This window comes from Streptomyces sp. NPDC059003 (assembly GCF_042740445.1).
Taxonomy (GTDB): domain Bacteria; phylum Actinomycetota; class Actinomycetes; order Streptomycetales; family Streptomycetaceae; genus Streptomyces.
This window is the reverse complement of sequence record NZ_JBHYJH010000061.1, coordinates 29,499-50,350: the sequence shown is the minus strand read 5'-3', so window position 1 is coordinate 50,350 and position 20,852 is coordinate 29,499. Positions and strand designations below refer to the sequence as shown.

General features: G+C 70.2%; 26 protein-coding genes. 5 read left to right on the top strand and 21 right to left on the bottom strand.

Annotated elements, in window-relative coordinates; all coding sequences use genetic code 11:
- Window positions 1-154 precede the first annotated feature (154 nt).
- Window positions 155-400 (bottom strand): hypothetical protein, encoded by a 246-nt coding sequence (locus ACFWZ5_RS22010; protein WP_384891210.1) that lies wholly within the window; start codon window positions 398-400, stop codon window positions 155-157.
- Window positions 401-879: 479 nt separating this feature from the next.
- Here ACFWZ5_RS22010 and ACFWZ5_RS22005 point away from each other — a divergent pair, with 479 nt between their 5' ends.
- Window positions 880-1,464: a hypothetical protein gene (locus ACFWZ5_RS22005; RefSeq protein WP_384891207.1), complete on the top strand. Its 585-nt coding sequence runs from the start codon at window positions 880-882 to the stop codon at window positions 1,462-1,464.
- A gap of 281 nt (window positions 1,465-1,745) precedes the next feature.
- Here the strand turns inward: ACFWZ5_RS22005 and ACFWZ5_RS22000 are convergent, their stop codons facing one another.
- From ACFWZ5_RS22000 to ACFWZ5_RS21970, 7 genes are all read right to left on the bottom strand, one after another.
- On the bottom strand, window positions 1,746-2,351 hold the full coding sequence (locus tag ACFWZ5_RS22000; protein ID WP_384891204.1) for a hypothetical protein: 606 nt from the start codon (window positions 2,349-2,351) through the stop codon (window positions 1,746-1,748).
- Between the two features lie 289 nt (window positions 2,352-2,640).
- Window positions 2,641-2,937, bottom strand: a complete 297-nt coding sequence (locus ACFWZ5_RS21995) for a hypothetical protein (protein ID WP_384891201.1) — start codon at window positions 2,935-2,937, stop codon at window positions 2,641-2,643.
- Window positions 2,934-3,287: an HNH endonuclease gene (locus ACFWZ5_RS21990; protein ID WP_384891198.1), complete on the bottom strand. Its 354-nt coding sequence runs from the start codon at window positions 3,285-3,287 to the stop codon at window positions 2,934-2,936. Before ACFWZ5_RS21990 ends, ACFWZ5_RS21995 begins: the two co-directional genes overlap by 4 nt.
- Before the next feature lie 92 nt (window positions 3,288-3,379).
- Window positions 3,380-3,850: a hypothetical protein gene (locus ACFWZ5_RS21985; protein ID WP_384891195.1), complete on the bottom strand. Its 471-nt coding sequence runs from the start codon at window positions 3,848-3,850 to the stop codon at window positions 3,380-3,382.
- Window positions 3,851-3,958: 108 nt separating this feature from the next.
- On the bottom strand, window positions 3,959-4,204 hold the full coding sequence (locus tag ACFWZ5_RS21980) for a DUF6207 family protein (protein WP_384891192.1): 246 nt from the start codon (window positions 4,202-4,204) through the stop codon (window positions 3,959-3,961).
- Window positions 4,205-4,368: 164 nt separating this feature from the next.
- Window positions 4,369-6,405 (bottom strand): NACHT domain-containing protein, encoded by a 2,037-nt coding sequence (locus tag ACFWZ5_RS21975; RefSeq protein WP_384891189.1) that lies wholly within the window; start codon window positions 6,403-6,405, stop codon window positions 4,369-4,371.
- A gap of 519 nt (window positions 6,406-6,924) precedes the next feature.
- Complete coding sequence (locus ACFWZ5_RS21970) at window positions 6,925-7,299, bottom strand: hypothetical protein (RefSeq protein ID WP_384891187.1); 375 nt, start codon at window positions 7,297-7,299, stop codon at window positions 6,925-6,927.
- 189 nt (window positions 7,300-7,488) lie between these two features.
- Between ACFWZ5_RS21970 and ACFWZ5_RS21965 the strand changes: the two genes are divergently transcribed.
- Window positions 7,489-8,715 (top strand): IS110 family transposase, encoded by a 1,227-nt coding sequence (locus ACFWZ5_RS21965; protein ID WP_384891184.1) that lies wholly within the window; start codon window positions 7,489-7,491, stop codon window positions 8,713-8,715.
- Between the two features lie 511 nt (window positions 8,716-9,226).
- Here ACFWZ5_RS21965 and ACFWZ5_RS21960 read toward each other — a convergent pair.
- Window positions 9,227-10,552 carry a DNA cytosine methyltransferase gene (locus ACFWZ5_RS21960; RefSeq protein WP_384891181.1) on the bottom strand — a complete coding sequence of 442 codons (1,326 nt, stop codon included), beginning with the start codon at window positions 10,550-10,552 and terminating at the stop codon, window positions 9,227-9,229.
- A gap of 220 nt (window positions 10,553-10,772) precedes the next feature.
- The gene (locus ACFWZ5_RS21955) at window positions 10,773-11,750 is read right to left on the bottom strand and encodes an ATP-dependent DNA ligase (RefSeq protein ID WP_384891178.1); all 978 of its coding nucleotides are present in this window, start codon (window positions 11,748-11,750) and stop codon (window positions 10,773-10,775) included.
- Between the two features lie 154 nt (window positions 11,751-11,904).
- On the opposite strand from ACFWZ5_RS21955, the gene ACFWZ5_RS21950 reads away from it, so the two are divergent.
- On the top strand, window positions 11,905-12,495 hold the full coding sequence (locus ACFWZ5_RS21950; protein WP_384891175.1) for a hypothetical protein: 591 nt from the start codon (window positions 11,905-11,907) through the stop codon (window positions 12,493-12,495).
- A 55-nt stretch (window positions 12,496-12,550) separates the two neighbouring features.
- On the opposite strand, the gene ACFWZ5_RS21945 is transcribed toward ACFWZ5_RS21950, so the two are convergent.
- The 11 genes from ACFWZ5_RS21945 to ACFWZ5_RS21895 all read right to left on the bottom strand — a co-directional run bounded on the left by ACFWZ5_RS21945 (window position 12,551) and on the right by ACFWZ5_RS21895 (window position 19,353).
- Entirely contained in the window at window positions 12,551-13,399 is an 849-nt protein-coding gene (locus tag ACFWZ5_RS21945; RefSeq protein WP_384891173.1) for a hypothetical protein, read from the bottom strand.
- Window positions 13,400-13,492: 93 nt separating this feature from the next.
- Window positions 13,493-14,248, bottom strand: a complete 756-nt coding sequence (locus tag ACFWZ5_RS21940) for a hypothetical protein (RefSeq protein WP_384891170.1) — start codon at window positions 14,246-14,248, stop codon at window positions 13,493-13,495.
- 92 nt (window positions 14,249-14,340) lie between these two features.
- Window positions 14,341-14,868: a hypothetical protein gene (locus ACFWZ5_RS21935; protein ID WP_384891167.1), complete on the bottom strand. Its 528-nt coding sequence runs from the start codon at window positions 14,866-14,868 to the stop codon at window positions 14,341-14,343.
- 155 nt (window positions 14,869-15,023) lie between these two features.
- The gene (locus ACFWZ5_RS21930; RefSeq protein ID WP_384891164.1) at window positions 15,024-15,350 is read right to left on the bottom strand and encodes a hypothetical protein; all 327 of its coding nucleotides are present in this window, start codon (window positions 15,348-15,350) and stop codon (window positions 15,024-15,026) included.
- Between the two features lie 97 nt (window positions 15,351-15,447).
- Window positions 15,448-16,104: a hypothetical protein gene (locus tag ACFWZ5_RS21925; protein ID WP_384891161.1), complete on the bottom strand. Its 657-nt coding sequence runs from the start codon at window positions 16,102-16,104 to the stop codon at window positions 15,448-15,450.
- Between the two features lie 86 nt (window positions 16,105-16,190).
- Window positions 16,191-16,967: a hypothetical protein gene (locus ACFWZ5_RS21920; RefSeq protein WP_384891158.1), complete on the bottom strand. Its 777-nt coding sequence runs from the start codon at window positions 16,965-16,967 to the stop codon at window positions 16,191-16,193.
- Window positions 16,968-17,045: 78 nt separating this feature from the next.
- Window positions 17,046-17,429 (bottom strand): hypothetical protein, encoded by a 384-nt coding sequence (locus ACFWZ5_RS21915; RefSeq protein WP_384891155.1) that lies wholly within the window; start codon window positions 17,427-17,429, stop codon window positions 17,046-17,048.
- 68 nt (window positions 17,430-17,497) lie between these two features.
- Window positions 17,498-17,866 (bottom strand): hypothetical protein, encoded by a 369-nt coding sequence (locus ACFWZ5_RS21910; RefSeq protein WP_384891152.1) that lies wholly within the window; start codon window positions 17,864-17,866, stop codon window positions 17,498-17,500.
- A gap of 201 nt (window positions 17,867-18,067) precedes the next feature.
- Window positions 18,068-18,289 (bottom strand): hypothetical protein, encoded by a 222-nt coding sequence (locus ACFWZ5_RS21905; RefSeq protein ID WP_384891150.1) that lies wholly within the window; start codon window positions 18,287-18,289, stop codon window positions 18,068-18,070.
- The gene (locus tag ACFWZ5_RS21900) at window positions 18,286-18,927 is read right to left on the bottom strand and encodes a hypothetical protein (protein WP_384891147.1); all 642 of its coding nucleotides are present in this window, start codon (window positions 18,925-18,927) and stop codon (window positions 18,286-18,288) included. Before ACFWZ5_RS21900 ends, ACFWZ5_RS21905 begins: the two co-directional genes overlap by 4 nt.
- 15 nt (window positions 18,928-18,942) lie before the next feature.
- Complete coding sequence (locus ACFWZ5_RS21895) at window positions 18,943-19,353, bottom strand: hypothetical protein (RefSeq protein WP_384891145.1); 411 nt, start codon at window positions 19,351-19,353, stop codon at window positions 18,943-18,945.
- A 441-nt stretch (window positions 19,354-19,794) separates the two neighbouring features.
- On the opposite strand from ACFWZ5_RS21895, the gene ACFWZ5_RS21890 reads away from it, so the two are divergent.
- Both ACFWZ5_RS21890 and ACFWZ5_RS21885 read left to right on the top strand, forming a co-directional pair.
- A complete protein-coding gene (locus ACFWZ5_RS21890; RefSeq protein ID WP_384891142.1) occupies window positions 19,795-20,208 on the top strand; it encodes a hypothetical protein in 414 nt (137 codons plus the stop codon).
- 192 nt (window positions 20,209-20,400) lie between these two features.
- Entirely contained in the window at window positions 20,401-20,820 is a 420-nt protein-coding gene (locus tag ACFWZ5_RS21885; RefSeq protein WP_384891139.1) for a hypothetical protein, read from the top strand.
- The last annotated feature ends 32 nt before the right edge of the window (window positions 20,821-20,852 follow it).

The window sequence follows — 20,852 nt, the reverse complement described above, 5'->3', positions numbered from 1 at the left end:
CTCCCCGGCCAGACCGCGGGTTCCGGCACGCTGTGTGACTAGACCGCGCCCTGTGCGCTGCGCGCCGGAGGTCTGGCTTCGAGGCCCGCGCGACAGGGGGGGAGGGGACGCGCGGGCCTCAGCACTGTGTAGTACGTCGGAATGGCTGATCTTGTTACACCTGAGCCATGCGGGGCGCGGCAGCAGCGGGAGGGCGGCTGGTGACGGCGTCCAGGAGCACCGCGTGCTCCTCGTTCGCCCGCCGTACCGCTTCGAGGATGATCGCGGCCTCGGCGACCGCTACGTCACGCTCATCGCGGGTGAGCTGAAACCAGGGGGTGACCTGCGTCCCTGCCACGGCCAGGACCTCGCGGCGGATCTCGTAGTAGTGGCGGGCCAGGGACAGGGTGTTGCCGGGCATGATCGTCATGCTGAAGGGAACGCCACCACGCCGGATTCTGTGACAGTCGGCCCCTCGTCGGAGCGACGGACTGCCGTCGGGTTCCCCCGGCGTGTGGTTCTGTACGGCCGCGACCGGCCGCACATGCAGCGAGCCCGGCCGACTCCTAGGCGACCGGGCTCGTGAACTGCGCGGAGGGTCTGACTCTGGCTGGTACCCGGAGTCGGGCCCTTCATCGTGAACGGTAAGCCTCGCTCACGACGCTTCGAATGCTACTGGATGCGGCACCTCCCGGCTAAGGAGTTCGCGTCATTGCTTCCTGTACCGGAAGGGCCCCTCGTCCAGCGAGGCCGGGGACGGGCCCCCTCCACGGACGTCAGGGCGACCCGCAAGAGACTCCTGAACAAGAAACCCTGAGGCCACAGCGGTTTCCGTTGCCGCTTCGGATTGGCAACGGAAACCCCTGTTGCGGCGACCCCACGGTCCCCACACTCGGCTGCATGCAGACCACCATCCTCCCCGGGCTCACGGCCGACGACTCGATGTACGAGATCGCTGCCGAAGAACTCGCCTTACGCGTTCCCGCTCTGCCTCCGATCACGTGGGAGCAGTTCACCGCGCCCACCTCCTGGTGGCTGGTACCAGACGAGTCCGGACTCGCGAGCCGGGCCGAATTGACCGTGTTGGAGACGCAGCAGTCCACGATCAGGATCAACGTCTGGATGCGGCCGGACCTGCGCGACCCCGGTGGCAAACCGCTCCCGCACTCACACCCGTGGGGCTTCGATTCGTACATCCTGATGGGCGCCTATGACGAAGACCGCTACCGACTCGGCGGCAACCAAGTGCACACCGAGCGCGGCGTGACACACCAGTTCGGCAGCACCAACCGCGTCGACCGCGCCCTCTACCACGAGGTCACCCGCGTCCATGCCCCGGGCGCGACCATGAGCCTGATGGTGTGCGGGCGTGGCGAGCGGGGCGCGTGGGGGTATCTGGATCTGTCCACTGGGCGCCACCTGCCGGTCACTCCTGACCCGGCCTTCCGGGCGAAGCTGCGGAACCTGAACCCTCAGCACCGCTGAAGGCTGCTCACCGGGGCTCAAGCTTCCGTGGCGCACGTCCAGCCGAGTGTTCTCAAACGCCGAGCCCTCACGTGGGGATGCCGACGGTGCCTGAGCGAAGCGAGGGCACCGTAATTACGTGATGGTCTGGGTTGATGTTCTTACTAAAGGGGCCTGATCTGCCGGAACCCGGGTCACCGGAAGCCGGTTTCACCGGCGCCGGTTTTTCAGGCCCCGGTGACCGGCGACTGAAAACCCGGCCCCGGTGGTGCTTCGAGGCCGGGCTGGCGGGCTGGGATGGGTCAGTGGCCGCGGCGTCGCTTCGCCGCGTTCTTCGCGTCACGGGCGTACTTCGGGGTGACGTCACCGAACTCGGCGATGCGGTCTGTGGACCACTCGTAGGGCTCCTCGGTGAGCACGAGCGCGGCGTCCTGCAGGAACGGCAGCGCTGCCTTCCGGCGGGCGTTCGCCTCCGACACGGTTGTGGCCAGAGATGGCAACCGGTCGGCAGCGTTCTCGGTGTGCGGCACGCCCGCCTCCTCCGCGGCCGCGCGCCGCTCATCGGCGGTCATCCGGGCGTTGAGGTCTCCGCCGGGGTTGATCGTTGCCTTCTTGTCGCCGTGCAGGGCGATGCGGCGCATCTCGGAGTACGCGTTGCTGTTCATGCCGAGGACTTTGTCCAGGCCGCGGACGCCGTCGTAGAACCACAGCGACAGTGCGGCCTGGTTGCGCTCCTCGGCGTGCGCGGCGATCTCGAGGTCGGCCTGCTGGACGATCTCGCAGGCCCTCTTGAACCGGTCGTCGGGGCGGGCGATGGCGCCCAGCTCGTCCTTGACCTGGCGCCCGGCCTCCTTGCGGAGCGTCTGGTGGTCGGGGACGGTGAGTTTGTGGTGGCGCGCAGCGGGCATGACTGGCCTCCGGGGTCGGGCACCGGTCTGGTGCCGGCGAAGGCTGGGGCAACCCCATGCCAAACGAACCCGCAAATAGTACAGCGCAGGGCACAGCCCTGTCATCGCGGCTACTCGACACCCCTCCTGAGCAGGGCAAACCCGAACCGGCCGAACATGATCACCCGCCCCCCGACGTCACCCGCTGTACCTGGATCGCAAGGAAGCGGGACCTCGGTCAAGGCGACCCTGCCCACCATCGTGCGGGGGAGGGCACCGCGGCGCAGCACCCCGAGTCCGGACAGGCGCCTCACCGCCACCACACCAGCCGCCCGAGCCCACGACGCGGCCGGGGCAGCGGCTGGAACTCCTCGCTCTCCTTCGCCCACGGGTCGCGCTTCCGCACCTTGTACTCGGCGCGAGAGTGCCGGGTGAACACGGCCCAGGTGCGGCGGCCGAACGTGAGGGCGGGCCCGCCGATTCCGTACGGACGCTCGTCGCGGCCATAGGTGTAGCCGATCGCGAACCAGATCCCGGGGGCCTTCGTGGTCCAGGTGCCGGCTGTCCAGCGGCCGAAGTCGACGAAGCGAGACGCCTCGCGGTTCACCGGGCCGCTCCCACGATCACGGCGCGCACACCATCAGGTGCCAGGCGGTAGGTCTGCCCATCCACGTACCGGACTTCGACCTCGTCCGGGACCTGCGGACGGCGGACCTTCCACCCGGCCTCGTACGACGCCTGAGGGTGGTCCTCGAACCAGCCGTTGCACGGCTCGCAGACCAGCAGGAGGTTGTGCGCCTGGTTGACCCAGGGCGCCCGCGCCCCGCCCATGCCCCGGTTAACGCGGTGGTGGATCGTCAGCCGGTGCAGGGAGCCGCAGCGCACACAGCGCCCGCCATCGCGCTGATAGACGAGGTCCTTCACCGCGTCGGTGGGGCCAGTGCGTCGTCGGGCCACGATCGGTCTCCGTCCTGCCCAGCCACCGGCCGCGGGGAGCGGCCACGGGGAGCGGCGGGGCGAGCGACGGGAGAATGGACGGCGCCTTGGGCTTACGTCGCGCCCTCGTCGGACGCACGCGCCAGGGCATCGAGCACCGCCGCGGCATCGGGGATGGTGGCGAAGGAGATGACGACCTTGCCGTGCCCGAGCGCGCCCAGGGTGAACTCGAACTGCGCGGCCGAGGTCTCGCACTCGTAGACGTACGTGCCCGGTGGCGCATCGCGCAGCGGACCGTCTACGTCGTCGAGGTAGGGGAACATGATTCCGTCGACGGCGCGCGCGATCACTTCGTTGGGGACCTGGCCGAACTCGGCATTCGCGCGGCCCTCGTTGTCGACGCAGACCCGACCGCCGCCGTGCCCGTCCTCCTTGTACTCCAGGCGGAGGTCGTCACAGCCGACGTAGCGAGGACAGTCGCGGAGGCGGGGGAACGCGGCCTTCAGCGCGGCCACTGCTGCGTTCTGCGTCTCGTTCCAGTGTTGCTCCCAGGAGTCGATGGCCTGGAGGACGGCGGGCTGCAATGCGGTGCTCCTTCGTTCACCGGGCCGTCGGCCAGCGTGGAGGGCCATGCCCGGCATGGGGGTAGTGCAGCGGCGCAGCATCCCGGCCGAGAGTCTTTTGCGTCGCGCTCAGGTAGCCGTTGCTTCTCGCGGCGGCTGGCACAAGCAGGTCTCGGAACCATCGCCCGGATCGGTGTGGCCGTACACGTGGACACGGACTCCGGGCACGCCGGGGACGCGCCAAGGGGCGCTGGGGCCGGTGACGTTGTGGCAGCGGCTGAGGGCGACCGCCATGTCGCGGACGGTCTGCTCGTCGGCGCCAGCGATCGTGATGGATACGTGGCCCGGTTCATGTTCATGCAGTTCGTTGGTCATGGTGGACACGACGGCGCCTGACCGGCAGCGGGTTCGTACCGGCCGGGCTCTTCACACGATCGAGGGCGAGGCGCCACATGTTCTGCTGTGGTCTTGCGCCGCCAGGACATCGCCGCCATCAGAGGCTGCAGCAGCATGGGCGGTACTCGGTGGGGGCCTGGTTGTTAGGGGGTGGGGTGTGCGGTGAACCAGTCCTGGAGTTCGCGGTGGCGGAACTGGTAGGCCACGCCGGAGACCCGTAGGAGTCCTGCCTCGTAGGCCCAGTGCAGGAAGGCGCCGAGACGCCAGGGCAATCGGCCTCGGACACAGCACAGGAAGATCAGGTAGCGGCGCCCGGCCCCACCGAGCGAGTTCTGCCCGATCGCGAGCCCGGCGACCAGCCCGAACACGAGCCCGAACATGAAAGCCCTGACGAGTTCGAACGTGGGTCCAAGCGTGAACCCGGCCGCGAGCGCCAGCGTGAGCCCCCACAGGAGCCCGCCCATGAGCCCGAACGCGAGCCAGGCTATGAGATTGTCGCGCACTGGATGGCGTGGGTCTCTTGGCGAAGCACCTCTCAGGGGTTCCACGAGCCCGAACGTGGGCCCACCCGTGAGCCCGAACGCAAGCCCGACCGCGAGCCCGAACAGGAGCCCGAATATGAGCCCGTACGCAAGCCAGGGCAGGAACCCGAACCCGAACGCAAGCCAGAATATGAGCCCGAGCGCGAGCCCGATCGCGAGCCCGATCGCGAGCCAGAACTCAAGAGTCCTGGCGAGCTGTGGACGGTGGGCTGGGCTGCGGAGCCGTTGAAACGGGATTGGTTGAGGCTCTGACACGACGGGACGGCTGGCCTTCCGAACAGCCCCTAGGGCGAGCAGTACGGCTGGCGCGATGCCGAGCAGTCGGTGGGGTGAGGAGCCGACGGAGAGTTGGGTCAGGGCCAGAGCAGTGAAGGCGAGTGCCAGAAGGGCAGTGAGCAGAGTGTCTGTGGTACGGACGCGTCGGGGACCTGCCATGGGCCACAGCTGGTGGAGGACGATGTCGGTGCTGCTGGCGGTGGGCGTGATGGTGGCAAGGTGGGAGGCGAGTGCAGCGAGCCAGCGGTGGGCCTGGTCGGGGTGGTAGCGGCTGGGGCGGGTGGGGTGCTGACGGGCGGCTGCGGTCAGGTACCGGGCGAGGAGGTGTTCGCGGACCGCGCGGGGGGAGGCGAGGGTGAGCAGGTGGTCCGGTTCGCGGAGGTAGGTGAGGGTGTCGGGGTGGCGTTCTTCGTAGGCGGTGGCGGCCAGGTTGAGGTGCCAGGGAGTGGCCAGGGCGTGGGCCAGGGCGCCGCTGGGCGCGGTCGTGAGGGTGTCGATGACCGGCCTCCAGCGGTCGGGGCTGGTGCTGCGGGCGGTGAGATATGTGGTGGCCTGGCCGGGAGTGACGGGGGCGAGTTGAATGCGAGTGGCCTCACGCATCCGTAGGTCCAGGGCGGCCAGGTCCTCGTATTGGGTGGTACGGCAGGTGAGGATGACCGGGGCGCTGCCGGTGGGGTGCTGGTAGTTGTTGAGTTCCTGGAGAGCGCGCGCGGCGCGGCGGCGGCCGGCTGGGGTGGTGTCGGTGTCCATCTCGTCCAGACCGTCCAGGACCGGCAGGATGCGGTGCCGGTCCACCAGCACGGCCGCGTCGGCGAGGGTGATGCCCTGGTCCCGGAACTGCTGGTGGACCTGGTGGGCGAGCCATTCGGGAAGGGGTTGGTCGGTGTTCCAACTGGCCAGGGAGAAGCGGACCGGGACGGGGTCGGTGTCGGTGCGGCCGGGGTGGGTCAGCAGGCCGAGGATGAGGTCCAGGGCGACCAGGGTCTTGCCTGCGCCCGGCTCGCCGATGATGGCCAGGCGGGCGGGGTGCAGGTTCTGGTAGTAGGCGACGACGTTGGTGAGGCGGCCGTGATCGGCGGCGCCGGTGGCGTTGTTGGCGGGCTCGGTGTGCTGGTGGAAGGCAAGGTCGATGCGGTGCGCACCGGGCCCGATCAGCTGGGCGCGCTGCCGGGTCTCGGCCGCGGCCACGGCCGCAGCCAGAGTCCTCGCCTTCGCATCGGTGTCCGCTGCGGCCTCCCGGCGGTCGTCGCGGTAGGCGGCCCAGGCCAGGTAGGCGACCGGCATGGTGGGGGCCAGGGCGACCAGCGTGGCGGACAGCTTCGCCACCTGGTACTGCTTGGACAGCCACAGAGCCAGCGCCACTGCCACCACCTGCAAGACTGCGTAGATGATGGTTGACCGGCGGGTCCGCGACCGTTTCATGGGATGCATGGTCGCCAGCCCGCCGAGCAGCGAGCAGCCGATTGCGCCTTCCGGCACGGAATCGTGACGAGCGGGTACATGCCCGGGTTGAGCACCCATCTCTATCGGCGTTGGTCCAATGGCGGAAGGCGTCACGGACGTAGCTGTCGTTAGCGACCGCACTGAGGGTCCGCTCGTGGCCGACGGGCAAGGGCAGCGGGCTGTCAGCCGCGAGCGATTCGCGCGACCCACCCGGGAGGCCGGAGTTGAGAGCGTGCAGGGATTCCGCCCGGCCTGGCACATTTCCCCCTCGGCGGCGTGGAGCGGCCACCCCCTGACCCCTAGCAGCCCTGGTCGCCGCCTGCCGTTCACGTATACGCCCAGGCTCGCCCTTGGCGTACGCCGACTGCGGCGCCGATCAAACCCGATGTCCGGGCGTGCGCCCACGCCCGGACGCCGGGGCGCAGCGACAGGGGCGGCTCAGCTCGCGCCGGGCTTCGGCGCTACGTCGAGCTCGACGCCCTTGTAGAGGTCGCGCGGCCACAGGGGGACCTGGAGGGCGACCTCCAGGAGGAACACGCTGCGAGCGTCGGTGAGCCCGTCACCGTCCAGGAGTCGGGTGATGGTGGGGTGAGTTGCACCGACGAGTCGGGCAACGGCCCGAGCGCTCAGGTCTCGCTCAACCATGACGGCTTCCAGGGAGGCTGCGATGGCCTGCGCAAGGTGAGCGCCCGCTGGCGCCTGCGGACGGAGCGTCGCGCGCGGCCACTGCCCAGCCTCCACGTAGGAGACCGGCGGGCCCTCACTGTTTCGCACTTCGTCCCATCCCGGCTTGATCCGCAGCGTCAGAGCCATGGCTCCACTCCCTCTCATTCTTCCTGGCGGCGACCGTGGATGCGCGCCGCCCCACGACTGGTTAATCCATTTACCACTGATGGTAGATTCATTTACCACCTGAGGCGTGAAGTGCGCGCTCCACACCCGGATTTGATCGCGACGGCCGTAGCCGCCGGGGGCAGGGCGGCGCCAGACGAAGGAGGGCCCGTGTTCGGGGGTATCGACTGGGCGGCCAACTGGCTGGACTGCGCCGTCGTCGGCCGCGATGGACAGCGCATCGCCCACCGGCGCATCGCCGCCACCGACCCCGCCGGACTCGCCGAGGCCTACGTCGACTTTCTCCGCACGGTCAACCGCACCCGGTGGCGATTCATCCCCACCGGCATCGAGGACCAGAACCTCCTCGTCGTCGAGGCGCTCGGCGACCGCGGGCAAACGGTCGTCCACATCGATCCGACGCGCGTGGCTCGAGCCCGCAAGGCCGCAACCGTCGGCCCCGTCAAGAGCGACACGGCCGACGCCTACCTCATCGCGGACCTGACCCGGCGCGGCATGAGCACCCCGATCATCCCCAGCAGTCCGCAGATGCGCTCCGTGCGCGTCCTCGCCCATGCCCAGGCCCGAGCGGTCGAGGATCGCGCCAGCACCATGAAGAAGCTGCGGGCCTGCCTTGCGACCTACTATCCCGCCGCTATCGACGCCTGGCCCAAGGTCGGCCTCCGTCACGCCCAAGCCCGTGCGGTGCTGGCCGCCGCCCCCACTCCACGGGCCGCCGCCGCTCTCGACCGGCAGCGCTTCTACGAACTCCTCGTCACTGCGGGCCGATGGCGCACCGTCCAGGACGAAGCCGACCGCCTCCTGGTCCATTTCCGCCGCCACCCGGCCCCCAAGCGCCACCCTCTGGAGGAGGCGGCTCGGGCGGAGGAAATGCTCGCCCTGCTCCATCGCCTCAACACGGCCATCACGCAGGCCGAGACCCTGGCCCGCCGACTCGACGAGGCCTTCGCCCCCCACCGCTATGCACCGGTCATTACTTCGGTCCCCGGGATAAGCACGGTTCTCGGCGCCCGGATCGCGGCCGAGGTCGGCGATCGGGTCCACGAACGCTTCGGCGACCCCCGGGCGCTGGCCGCCTACGCTGGCGTCGCCCCGGTTACCTGGGCCTCGGGAGCCGTCAGCAGGATCTCCATGCGCCGCGCCGCCAACACCACGCTGCAGACGACCCTCTACACGGCCGCCTTCAGCTTTCAGATGCACTCACCTGGCGCCCGCGACGACTACTTGCGACGCCGTGAACGCGGCGTCGCCCACGGCACCGCACTGCGTGCTCTTGGCGGCCGCCTCGTGCGCATCCTCTATCACTGCCTCGCACGAGGGCTGCTCTACGACGAACAACTCGCCTTCCCGAAGCCCCGGGCGCAAGCGCCCGCGTAAGGCTGCCGCCCCCGGCCAAGGGCGGCATCAGGGCGGTCGGCGCGAACACGCCTGTTCCATCTCCGGGCCACGAGCCCCTAAGCGGGAATGGCGCCGCGCCGACCGCCTCAACACCCGCGCAACTTGGCCCGGTTCACGGCTGATGTGGTGCCGAACGCACCCCAACGGTAAGGTTATTAACCAGCCGATGGGGTGCGGTCCCGCACTAGTCCCCGCTCGCGCGGGGGTGGCTCCAATAGCGCGATCACCGACATCTCGGTCCTGATGTGGTCCCCGCGCGTGCGGGGGTGATCCGCAGTTCCACACCACCTGCGTCACCGACGGTGGTTGCTGCCCGCGGAAGCGGGCGTGACGCGAGGCCAGACTGGCGTCGCGGCATCGCATGGTCGCCGCCCCCATCGGCAGGCACGAGTCGAAGTCGTTCCGCGCTGCCGCGTCGCTCACGTCGTGATCAACTCCGTTGGGGGCATGCGGGTGCGCATCGAGCCCACACGCCCCCTTCGGGGCCGGGTCAGGCGGACAGGGAGTACTCCCCCCACAAGCTGTCGTAGTGGTACAGGCCGAACAGGTAGTCACGAACGAGCGGCTCCCAGTTGATGCCGTGGATCGCAGCGAGGACGAACGCGGCGACGGCAGGGCAGACGACGTCTGCGGCCTGCTGGAACTGGGAGGAGCGGGAGCCCCGCCACGGGTACGTGGCCCGGAAGGACACCAGGAGTCCGGCTTCGGCGGAGGTGAGGCGCAGCCCGTCGCGTTTGCGGACCCAGGTACGGGCCTTGCCGGTGAGGCACCAGGACGGCTTGTCGGCGGAGAAGCAGTTGCCGCCCTTCGCGCGGCCGGTGGCCGGGTCGAGTGGGCGCTGCCCTCGGGTGTTGATCCGCTCGCCCTCATCCCAGCCGAGCGCTTCGGCCATCGCCGTGACCGGCAGAGCCTCGGTGGGCGGTGTGATGTCGGCCCACTTGTGCCGAGTGGCGATCATGAACGTGCGCTTCCGGCGGGAGGCGACGCCGAGGTCGGCGGCCTCCAGGACGGCCCAGGACGTCCGGAACCAGTCGGCGCACTCGAACTCGATCGAGAGGTCGTCCAGGACCTCCTCGGGCAGGTTGCTGGACTGCTCCATGGCCATCCAAGCGATCGGCGCGCCCGCTGCCTGGAGGCCGAGCGGCCAGATCGCGACCTCGGCCATCAGACCGATACGCGGGTCGGTGAGGCCATCGAGCGTGGCGCGGACCTCAGCCCAGGTGGCGCCGGAGCGCGGGGCGTAGCCCTCGTGATAGCCGAGGTCCGCGCACAGGGGGCAGTCGTCTTCGAGGTCGGGGAACAGTTCGGCGCAGCACACTTCGTCGAGGCGGATGAATCCGGCGGCCTCGCCGACGTGCGCGATGGTCTCGCACAGGATGCCAATGTTCGCCTTCAGGAGCCCGGCCCGCTTGCCCGCTGTCGAGAAGCTGGGGCATGGCGGGCTGATGATGACGCCGCGTGTCCACCGCAGTGCCGGGTGCTCGGGGTCGAGCCGGGCGATGTCGGCGCAGATGCGGGCGTGACCAGCCGCGCGGGCACTCTCGCAGGCGTCCTTGTCGATGTCGACGCCGATGACGTCGAAGCAGGTCACGCCGAGGACCGTCTCCAGCCCTTCACCCCAGCCGCCCGGACCGGCGCAGAGCTCGACGACTCGCTCCGGCTCGCCTTCCTCCCAGGGCAGGAGCCAGCGGCCGGGCCATGGCGCGGCGATCTCGTCGAGCTCGGCCATGACGTGTGCGGGTATCGGGATGCCGGTGCCCTTGTAGGCGAGGGCGGTGGTGACGACGCTCTGTTCGGCTGCTGTCAGCTCGGGCATGCGGGGGCTCATTCGCTTCGGGTCTGTTTGGCGGTTGCTCTCCACCAACACCAGAAATACTACAGCATGCGTCACATGGGTTTCGTCTATGCAGCTCAACTGGCCACGTACGGCGCTCACTGTGATGAGAAGTAGCGGCCAGGCTCAGCGGTGAGCGGGACGCCCGTACTGTGGAGCGGAAGCCAGCCCCGCCCGGCGCAGCACTCGGGCAGGACACGCCCTACAGAGCCGGTACCTCGTACGGAGCGAGATCATCGCGGACGCGGAGAAAGCGCACAGGGTGCCGGTGCCTGCCCTGTTCCACTGCCGAGTCGGTGCGGACCTCGACAACCAGCTCGGGCCGCACGGTGGCGAAACGCAGCTCCTCCTGAGAACCCCACCCCGCACTGAGCCTCACGCCCACCCAAGGGTGCTCGGGCCCGCCCGGCACGAGGAGCGCCCCGACGTCGCGACGCGCGGCGGCGGACAGCGGCGTAGTACGGGCAACGAACCGCAACCGCCCGGCCGAGTCGTAGCGGCCGAGCAGAAGAGAGCGCGGCCCCGACACGGGACCGGTGACACCGGCAACGATCCCTTCCGCTGACTGAAACGAACGCACCTTCCACCAGCCCCGCTGACCAGGCCAGTACAAGCCGGACCCCGTCTTGATCATTACGCCCTCCACGCCCACACGGCCATACGCGGGGTCGAGCCATGCCTCCGCGACCTCCCGCTCCCGTGTGCAGGAGACCAGCGTCCACGGGGGACGTAGAGCGCCGGAGGTGAACGCCGCTTCCAGCCGGGCCCAGCGCTCGCCGTACGGGCGGGTGAGCCACGCTTCGCCGTCGGCCTCCAAGAGATCGAACGCGACGATATGAGCCGGGGTGCTGCGCGCTGCCTCAGCCGCGCCGCGCCGCGTGCGACGGGCCCGCTGCTGGAGCGCGGCGAAGTCGAGGCGGCCACCAGCGAACACCACCAGTTCGCCATCGACGACCAGGTCCTCGTGCACGTCACGGGCGGCTGCGGCCAAGTCGGGGAAGGAAGGTGTGAGGTTCGCTCCGCCGCGGCTCTGTAGATACAGGGCGCCGGACCGGATGAACGCGAGTGCCCGGTACCCGTCCAGCTTCTGCTGCCAGAAGGCGTCCGGCATCTGGCTCGCGGGCGGCAGCGTGTCACGCGGACGCGCCAGCATCGGCGAGATCGGCGGAGTCAGCACCATCCCACCCTCGGGGGCGGGCGGGGGCCGCGCCTGGCAGAGGGGCCAGATGGTCGACGAGATGCCGCCCCACGCCCGACGGCACCGTACCGGCCCATCCAGTCCGCAGCCCGGCGAACTGCCTCCAGTCGGCCGTCATCTCCCGCAGAATCGCTGCATGCACTCGTGGATCAGCGGCATCCTGCTCCCCGCTGCAACGACCCTCTTCATCGGTCTCGTCATCACCCCCCGCCTGGAGGCCCGCAACAAGCGCGTGCGGATCACGCACGAAGCACGCGACGAATTCAGCCGCCGCGTGCTCACCATCTTGTCGGCCTCCGCCCGACTCCGAGACACGCCTGTCCCCGAAGCTCTCGTCGAGCAACGCCCCGACCTCGGGCAGAAGCTGACCGCCGATCGTGACCGCTGGGTCGATCAGCTCGACGAGGCCACGCGCTACATGATCGACAACATGGAGGCATTCGGGTGGAGCTACCCGACGCAGCGGGGTCGGGCACTCGTCGGCCGGTTCGTCACCTATTCCCGGGCCATCGTGCTCTCCGAACGAACTATCGAAGCGAAGGTGGACCGGCTGATCTCTCTCGCAGGCCCCATCCAGAACATCTTCTTCACCCGTCGGTGGCGCATCATCACTATCGGCCGGAGCTTCGCCGAGTTCGACCGGGCCCTGGCCGCTCTCGACGAAGACGTACCCGAACACGCCGCCACGCCCGTACGTCCACCTGGCGATCCCCAGCCCGCAGCCTGACGCATCGCCCTGCCGCACTGCGTCGACCGCCAAGCGTCCGCGCAGCGCCGCTAGGTCAGCGGGCGAGGGTCGCGGCGTGGTGGACCAGGTGGTCGATGCCGACACCGTGCAGCTCGGCGGTCACGGGCGTGGTGTCGCGGACGCGGGCGACCGGGTCGGCGGGCGGGGCGACGTACCCGAACGGGCCGGTCGCGGCACCGAAGCCGAGTCCGCCGTCGTCGAGCTGGTCGACGTCGGTGTACTGCACCAGGTGGGCGGCTACACGGCGGCCCAGTCGGCTGGTGATGAAGCGCACCGGGAACCGGGGGGTCCTGACCGGGAGCTCGGGCAGGAACAACGGCAGTACGTCTTCCACGGACGCGACGGGACCGGTGACGGACAGGTCGCACGCAGGGTTCGCGCCGACGAGCGTCACCGTGTACCGCACCCCGGCATTCCCCCACTCCACTACGTGGCTGTTCGGCTGGTCACCGACGCGGTACAGCGTCGCCGCGCCGTGGGCGCGCACCGCGCTACCGATGAGGTTCAGGTGCCGCAGTCGGGCATTCTCGGCTTCCGTGGGCCGGTCGCAGTACGCGAGGGCGGCGGCGTCGTCCAGGCGCGGCAGGATGAGCCGCAAGGTCTCGCGGGCAACGGGCTCCGGCGCCATCCGGTCGAGGGTGAGGTCCGGCTCGTACGGCTCGCGGTCGTCGAGCTGCCACGCGATCTCGGTGCGCCACGGGTGCGAGGCGAGGATGAGCGCGCCGGGCCGCCCGGCCTGGGTAAGGCGCGCGGCGGGGCAGGTCGTCCACCACGCCGCGTACGGGGCGACCGTCCAGGCCTGGCCGTCGCGGTGCGGCAGGCGCTCGGCGACGTGGTGGGCGAGTGCCGGCGCAGCGGGCACGGGGGCGGTGGCAGTGGTCATCGGGGTGGTTCCTTCGGGTCTTCCGGCGTTGCTCTCGCCGGGGAGTGGACCGGTAGGAGACGGCTTGCGTCGTCTCCTACCGGCAGGCGGGAGCTACTGGTTCAGGGCCCGGTTGAAGCAGGCAGTGACGTTGGGGGCGGTGCAGCCGGGCGGGCACGGCGACGGCGACAGGCGGCTCAAGCGCGCGTGGACGGCGCTGGCACCCTCCACCTTCAGGTCGGCGAAGCCGTGGTCCGAGGGGTACTGGAGGACGGCGCGCAGCACCTTCCCGGAGCGGGCCCCGACCACGATGCGCCCCTTCACGCCGTGCGGGCCGCGTGAGGCCAGGAGCAGCGTGTGCTTGGCCTTGCCGGTCTCCCAGGTCAGGCGCAGTTCGTTGGACGCGGCCAGGTCGACGATGCCGTGCGTGTACGGGGTCAGCCCGTACGGGGCAACCGGCCTCGCGGCCCGGAGGGTATGCAGCTCCAAGGTGGCGCCATCGAAGGTGAGGGCCAGCGTGTTGTGCCCGTCGCGCTCCGCCCGGAGGAGATCGGAGTGCAGGCACTCGCGGGTCTCCGGGTTGTGCAACGGGATCGCGTCGATCACTCGGGAGTCGCCGCCCAGGATGCCGGATGCGTCGTCGCCGCCGGGGCCGTAGCCTTCGGCGAACGCGTCGCGCGGGGCGTTGTGGTGGGCGGAGTTCCCTGTGAGGTAGGTGCCGCTGCCGTCCCTCACCCACCACAGGGAAGCGGGCACGGTATCGCCGGTCTCGCACTGGTCGTACGTGGGGCGCAGCGTGGTGGGCGGGGCGAGCATCGAGTGCGTGGCGACGTCGATGACCTCGGCGAGGCTGAACTTCAGGGTGATCATGGGCGCTGGTCTTTCGCTTCGGGTCTGAGGGCCCGGTTGCTCTCCGGGCGGAAGGGGCGGGGCGCACCGTGCGGTGCGCCCCGCCGGGGCGGCTAGAGCCAGGAACGGATGACGCGCGGGCTCTCGCCGTAGTTCTCGTCGACGACCGTGTAGAAGTCGGCGTCCGGGTCGTCCAGGAGCGTGAGCACGGCGTTCACGATCAGGTTGTCCAGGTCGTCGGCGACGGTGGCCCGTTCCTTGGCGGCGGCTAGGTCGATGCCGTTGTCCACGGCCTGGGAGACCTGCTCACGGGTGTACTGCGGTTCCTCGTCGTCGACGGCCTCAACGTCACCGGTCGCGGAGTAGTAGCGGTTCTTCACCTCAGCCCACGGGGCGGACGGCTGGTCGAGCAGCGTCATGGCGGCGGTCGCCGCCCACGCGAAGCGGTCTGCGTAGCTGGAGATGTGCGCCTCGTCGGCGGCCAGGGTGATGCCGTCGGCGACGGCGGTGCGGACCTGGGAGCGGGAGTACAACTTCACCAGGCCGCTCTCGGTCACGGCCGCGCGGTCACCGGGAGTCAGAGTGCGGGGGTCGAAGTCGATGATCTGGATGCGGCTGTCGTCGAAGGACTCGATGGTCATGGCGGGGCTTCCCTTTTTGTGGTTCGGGTCTGAGGGCCCGGTTGCTCTCCGGGCCCGGAGGGGGCGGTGCGCCCTCAGCGCCTGCACCGGTCGGGCCGGTGGGCACGGGGCGGGACGCACCACCCGGTTGGGGCGCAGGTGCGGGGCGTGACGGGCTAGGCCAACGCGACGGTGACCAGGACGCGGGAGAAGTAGGTGTCCGGCTGGTCCTCAGCGAGCCCGTCAATGCCCTGTAGGGCCCAGTCCTCAGCGATGTCGGCGGCCAACGCGGCCCGGCCCTGGAGCAGGGCATCACCCGCGCTCACAGCGGCTACGTAGAACCAGTCGAGGCCGGAGTCACGCAGTTCCACCCACGGCTCGTTCGAGCTGTCTCCGATACGGACGACGGCGGACAGGACGGCGCGGATCTCGAAACCGGCGGTCTCCCGGTCGGTATAGGCGATGGTGAAGCGACGTTCGGTCTTGGTGAGGTCGATGGGCACGGGACTACCTCTCGGTTCGGGGGTGGCGGGGCCCGGTTGCTCTCCGGGCCCGGGATGCCCCGGCCGGGCGGCCGGGGCGCGGGCGCGCGGGGTCGGGTCAGTCGGTGGTGGTGTGGAGGCTCAGCAGCAGGTCGGCGACACGCTGCGCGAGAGCGTCGAGTCCGTCGGCGGAGCAGGTGTAGTCCAGATCCGTGTGGTTCCCGCCGCGCGCGTCGTCGGCGACGTACAGGTCGCCGTCCTCGTCCACGCCGAGCTTGTATCCGAAGGCCTCGCCCTCTTCTTCGATGTAGGCGCCGACACCCCACGGCAGGGACTCGGCGTGCCAGGTGGGCCCGAGGATCTGCACGGCGGCGCGGCCGATGTCGGAGACAGCGAACGGATACTCGGTGCCGGGCGCCGGGGCGTAGCGGCCGTGCCCGTCGTACGGGAGCGGGGCCAGCGGGAGCCTTGCCGCGCGCTCGAATCCGGTGATGAGCATGGCCGTGGACTCGGTGACGTGGCGCGGCCCGTCGCCCGGCACCTGCGCGGCGGTGGTCAACTCCTGCATGCAGGTGCCGAGTTCCTTGCCGAGGCGGGCCCACTCTGGGCCGTCGGCGTTCTCGGTGGCGAAGTAGGCGTACCCCCACATGTCCTGGAGGCTGCCGTGCAGGGCGTCCTCGGCTTCGCGGACGGGGGCCGCGACGTAGGCGCCGAGAGCCATGCGGGCCTTGGTGGCGATGGTGTCCGGGGTGCGGGGGTAGGTGAGGCGGGTCACTGGGGTTCCGTTCGGGTCTGGGCCGGTTGCTCTCCGGCCGGGAGTGGGCGGGGCGCACCACGGCGGTGCGCCCCCGGGGCGGGGCTTCAGTGCTGGGCGGGGCGCTGGATGGCGGGGCAGTCGTAGCCGGAGCAGTCGCAGGACATGAACGCGCTCCAGAGGTCGCCGTGCCCGCACTGGCAGGTGGCCCACTGGCGGACCGCGAAGCGGACGCTGGAGCTGCGACACTTCGGGCATCGGACGTGCTGCTCGGCCGTCTCGTCCCAGGTGAGGTAGCGGCCGGTGTCGATGTAGTGCTGCCGGGACGCGGACGACTCGGTGTCGTACACGTTCGGGTCCCGCTCGGCGGCGGACCGCTGGTTGCAGGGCCGGGCGTTGTCGACACGCACCGCTCCGGCGAGCTTCATCAGGTCGCGCTGGAGGCTCAGGGCGCTGGGGAGCCACGCGTCCGTGGCGGGCTCGCTCGTGGCCTGGGAGAGCTGTTCGTGGATCTGGGCGAGGCGGTCCCGGAGGTGGGCTTCCTGCTCGGCGAGCGGGAGGCTCACCGGGTTGAGGGGGGCGAGCATCGGCAGGGCGACGCCTGTGAGCGGGGCCTCGATGTAGTCCGTGAAGTTCGCGGGGAACCGCGTGTCGGGCTGGAGTTGGGCGATCTCGCGGGCGTCGCTCAGGGCCTGCGCCGCGCCCCGGGGCGCCTCCCTCTCAAATGCTTCGGCTGCACGGTCCAGGTGGGAGGCGATGTAGCGGAGCGCGGTGATGGTGGCGGGCGGGGCGAACCGGTCGCGGGCGACCTGGGCAGTGATGCGGGCGCGCAGCGCGGCGGCCTCGATGGGGGTGAGCGTGGCGCGAGGGGCGGTGGAGGTCACTGGGGTTCCGTTCGGGTCTGGGCCGGTTGCTCTCCGGCCGGGAGGGGGCGCACCGTGCGGTGCGCCCTGAGGGGTGGTTCAGGCGCGGCAGGCGGCCGAGGAAGGGGCGGCGCAGCCGGTCGAGCAAGCGGAGCGGGGAATGCCGTTGAGCAGGACGCGGACGGCTTTGGTGCCCTCAGCGCGGCAGGCCCCCCGTGCGTCGTTGCCGTGGATCACTTCGGCGCGGAGCACCTTGCCGCTGGTCCGGCCGATGGTGATGGAGCCGAATGCGCCGTGCGGGCCGATGGCGTTGAGCACGATGCGGCGGGAGTTCCCGCGCGGCCGCCCCCAGGCCGGACGCAGCCCCTTGGCTTCGGCGAGGCGGACAATGCCGACCGCGTACGCGGTGAGGCCGGTGAGGTCGATCGCGGTCTCAGCAGCGCCGGGGATGGGCTCGGGAGCGGGAGGGAGGGTGTTGTTCACGGTGACGGTCTCCGGGGATGAAGGGGGGCGCAGCGGGGAGGCTGCGCCCCGGTAGGGGGTTGCGTCCGTCAGGCGGCGATGGCGAGCCGGTCGAAGCGAGCGGCGGCCTTCTTGTCCCTGGGCCGGTAGACGGCGAGGGCCGTGGCCATCTGGGCGCGGGTCCACAGGGCGACGTCGACGGTCTTACGGACGCGGCCCTTGAGCTTGAGGCTCTTGGTGGCAGTCGAGTCGGGGGTGAGGCCGAGGTCCTTGGCCTTCCTGGTGACGGCCCCGGAGAAGCGGCGGGCGGTGGCGGGGTCGAGGCCACCGGCGATCAGGTGGGAGGCCACGGAGGCGTTGCCGGTGGCGACGGCATCGGCGGCGTGATGCGCGGCGCGGTTGTCGCGGGCACGGTTGCGGAGAAGGGCGGCGGCGCGGCGGAAGTTGGCGGAAGCCATGGGAGTCCTCTTTCGGTTCGGGTCTTGTCGGCGGTTGCTCTCCGCCAACACCGGAAATACTACAGCACACGTCACGATGGGTCTAGTTCTGGGCTCCCGCTTCCCGAGATTTACCCAGACGTGCCCATGAAATAGGGCTCGATGCGCCCCGTGAAGGCGCCTCGCTCGGCACTGTGTGACGTGCGCTGAAGTCTGGAGAGATCAGAAGAGCGCGTCACTCTGCGGCTCCATGCGCCCCGCCCGACGGCGTGGCGCAGCCCGACGGACGGGCGTCTCGTCACCGAACAGGGCGGCCGTGCCGTACGCGTCCGGGGTGGCCGGCACACGGGCCCCAGCCCGCGCGGTGCCCTCGTCGGCGAGGGCGAGGGGTGCCGACTCGTCGAAGTCGGCGCGCCCCATCTCCTTCCAGTCCCGTCTCCTCACCGGTCCGCCTCCGCCCTCTTCGCGTCGCGCAGGTCGATCACAGTCGTCTGGTTGTCCTCGTCCGTCACCTCCAGCTCCGGCGGCCACGCGTCCGTGGCGTAGCTCTTGAGCTGTTCGTAGGCGAGACGCGCAGCCTCCTCCGGGCTGGACGCCTCGAAGTCGGCGGACCACATCACGCCGTACGTACGCACACGCGTCCCCGCAGCCTCCTCCGCGCGCGCCACGACGTCGGCGGGGATCACGGCCACCGGCCGGTTACGCAGGACGATGACACATGGCTCGCGGCCCTCGGCGGGAGTCAGGCACAGGAAGCGCCAGTCGACATCCGCAACGCGACTGTGTTCCTGGAGCGTCCAGGCGTCCATGTCGTCACACTCCTCGCACCCCTCGCACGGGCAGGCGCTCACGGTGTGCGGATCGGCGGGAAACGGCTCGGGAACATGCTCGGTCGGACGGACGCCGGTTCCGTCGGAGAACTGGGCGACCACGAGATCACCGGACTTGACCTCGTGGGCGCGCACGGCAACGGCCTGGTCGAGGGTGAGTCCGTACGGCAGCGGCCCAAAGCCGTCATCGTCGGTCGGCCGGTCGGTGAGGGAGAGGAGTTCGGGGCTGTCGGCAAGAGTCAGGGTGCGCATGGCAGGGCCTTCCGATCAGGCGGGGAGCTGGCGGGCGGGGATGACGAGAAGGAGTTCGTCGGTGTTGTTGAGCTGGCACACCGGGTCCAGCCCCTCGCGCGGCCAGACGGTGAGGGCTATGGGCGAGGTGAGGTACGTAAACGGGTCCGCGCGATGCTGGCGGCACAGCTCGCACGGGCATGCCGGGTCGACGGGGCGCGGCCGCGCGGCGTACGGCATGCAGCCGTAGGGCAGGTAGCTGACCTCCGCGACGCGGTCGGGGTCGTGGTCGTAGACCTCGCCGAGCACGACGTCCCCGTGCTGTACGCGGTCGGCGCGCACGATGCGCACGGCGGCCGGGTCGAAGTCGTACGGGTGGCTGTCGACCGGGCGGGCGCTCAACCGCACGGGCCGCACGATCGGGTCGAGGTCGAAGAACGCGGGCATGGAAGTCCTCTCCAGGAGGCCGGGGCGCTCCGGTGCGGCGGCATCCCGGCGGCAGGTGGTCAGTGGTGCTCACGCCGCTCGGCGTCGAGAGCGGGCAACGCGGCCGCGAAATGCTCTTGCCGGGCTGCTCTTCGAGGTCGCGCACCTGGGCGCGCCCGTCGGGGCTGCGCGGGGCGAACGCCCTTTCGGCGCGGGTCTGTTGGCCCGGTTGCTCTCCGGGTCGGTGGTGCGATCGGAACGCTACACAGCTCAAGCAGAAAAGTACAGTGAACGTTCTCTCTGTCGCCTAGCGACTCAAGAAATGCCAGGTGGAACGGCGAACTTCAGGCGCGGCTTCACAATAAGGTGACGCGTGCTGTAGTATTCAATGTGTTGGCGGAGAGCAACCGCCACACAGCCCGGAGAGCAACCGGGCGAAGACCCAAACCGAAAGAGACCGCCATGCCCGTCACCCTCAACAAGACCCCCCGCGCCATCACCGTCCTCATGCAGGACGGGACCGTGTACGGCCTCCTCCTCACCCCCGCCACCGGAGAGGAGCGCCACACCCTCTACATGGATGCCTACTGGGGTGCGTGCCTTGACGTGGTCGCCGTGACCGCCATCGACCGATACGACGCCATCACCCAGGCCGCCGCTCAGCACGCTCGCGAAATGGCCATCGAGGACTACGCCGCGCGCTACCACGTCAGCGAGGAAACCGCGCGTGCCGTCTACCGCGACTGCCGCCGCTGGGCAACCACACTCAGCCCCACGGAGCGCGCCACCCGGCACCGGATCAAGCACCAGTCCACCATCCGGCGCACCGCACTCATCGATGTCATGCGCGAGAACGGCGAGCCCATCACCGCCTGACCGGCCCGCACCGCCCGCCCGTCACGGCGGGCGGTGCGCCCCACCCTGCGCACGGACAACCCAGTGCCGCCGCCCACACCCGTCACACCAGCCTCAACTTCGTGAAATAGCGCGCTCTTACGCGTGCGCGCGCGTAGAGGCCGCTCAAAACGCTCGAAATTCCGTCTGCTCAACCCTGGAGGACCCGTTCTGATGACCGATTCGACGACCACGGTTGGCCTGGCTCCGGCTCAAGTGACCATCACGCTCGACCAGTGGGACCGGCCCGTCATCGTGCTGCCCGATGCCATCGCCGAGCGGCTTGCCGCCTCTTCCCGCATGGACGTGAGGGACTACGGCTACTGCCACTTTGAGTCCCGTCGCTTCGCCTCGGACACCTACGAGACGCGCGCGATCCGCGTGATGTTCGAGGCGGTTCGTGCCGAGTACCCCGCCATGCATGGCCTTGATCAGTACGAGCGGTTCGGCACCGGTTACTTCTACGGCGGGATCGTCGGCACCTCTGGCTGGGACTCGGCCGCGCGCACCTGGAACGACTACGAGGCCACCAAGCACCTCCACGTGCACGGCATCCACCTGCATCCCGACGGGCGCAGCCACTTCGGTTCGTGACCGGCCCCGGCGGCCCTGTCCCCGAAACCCGC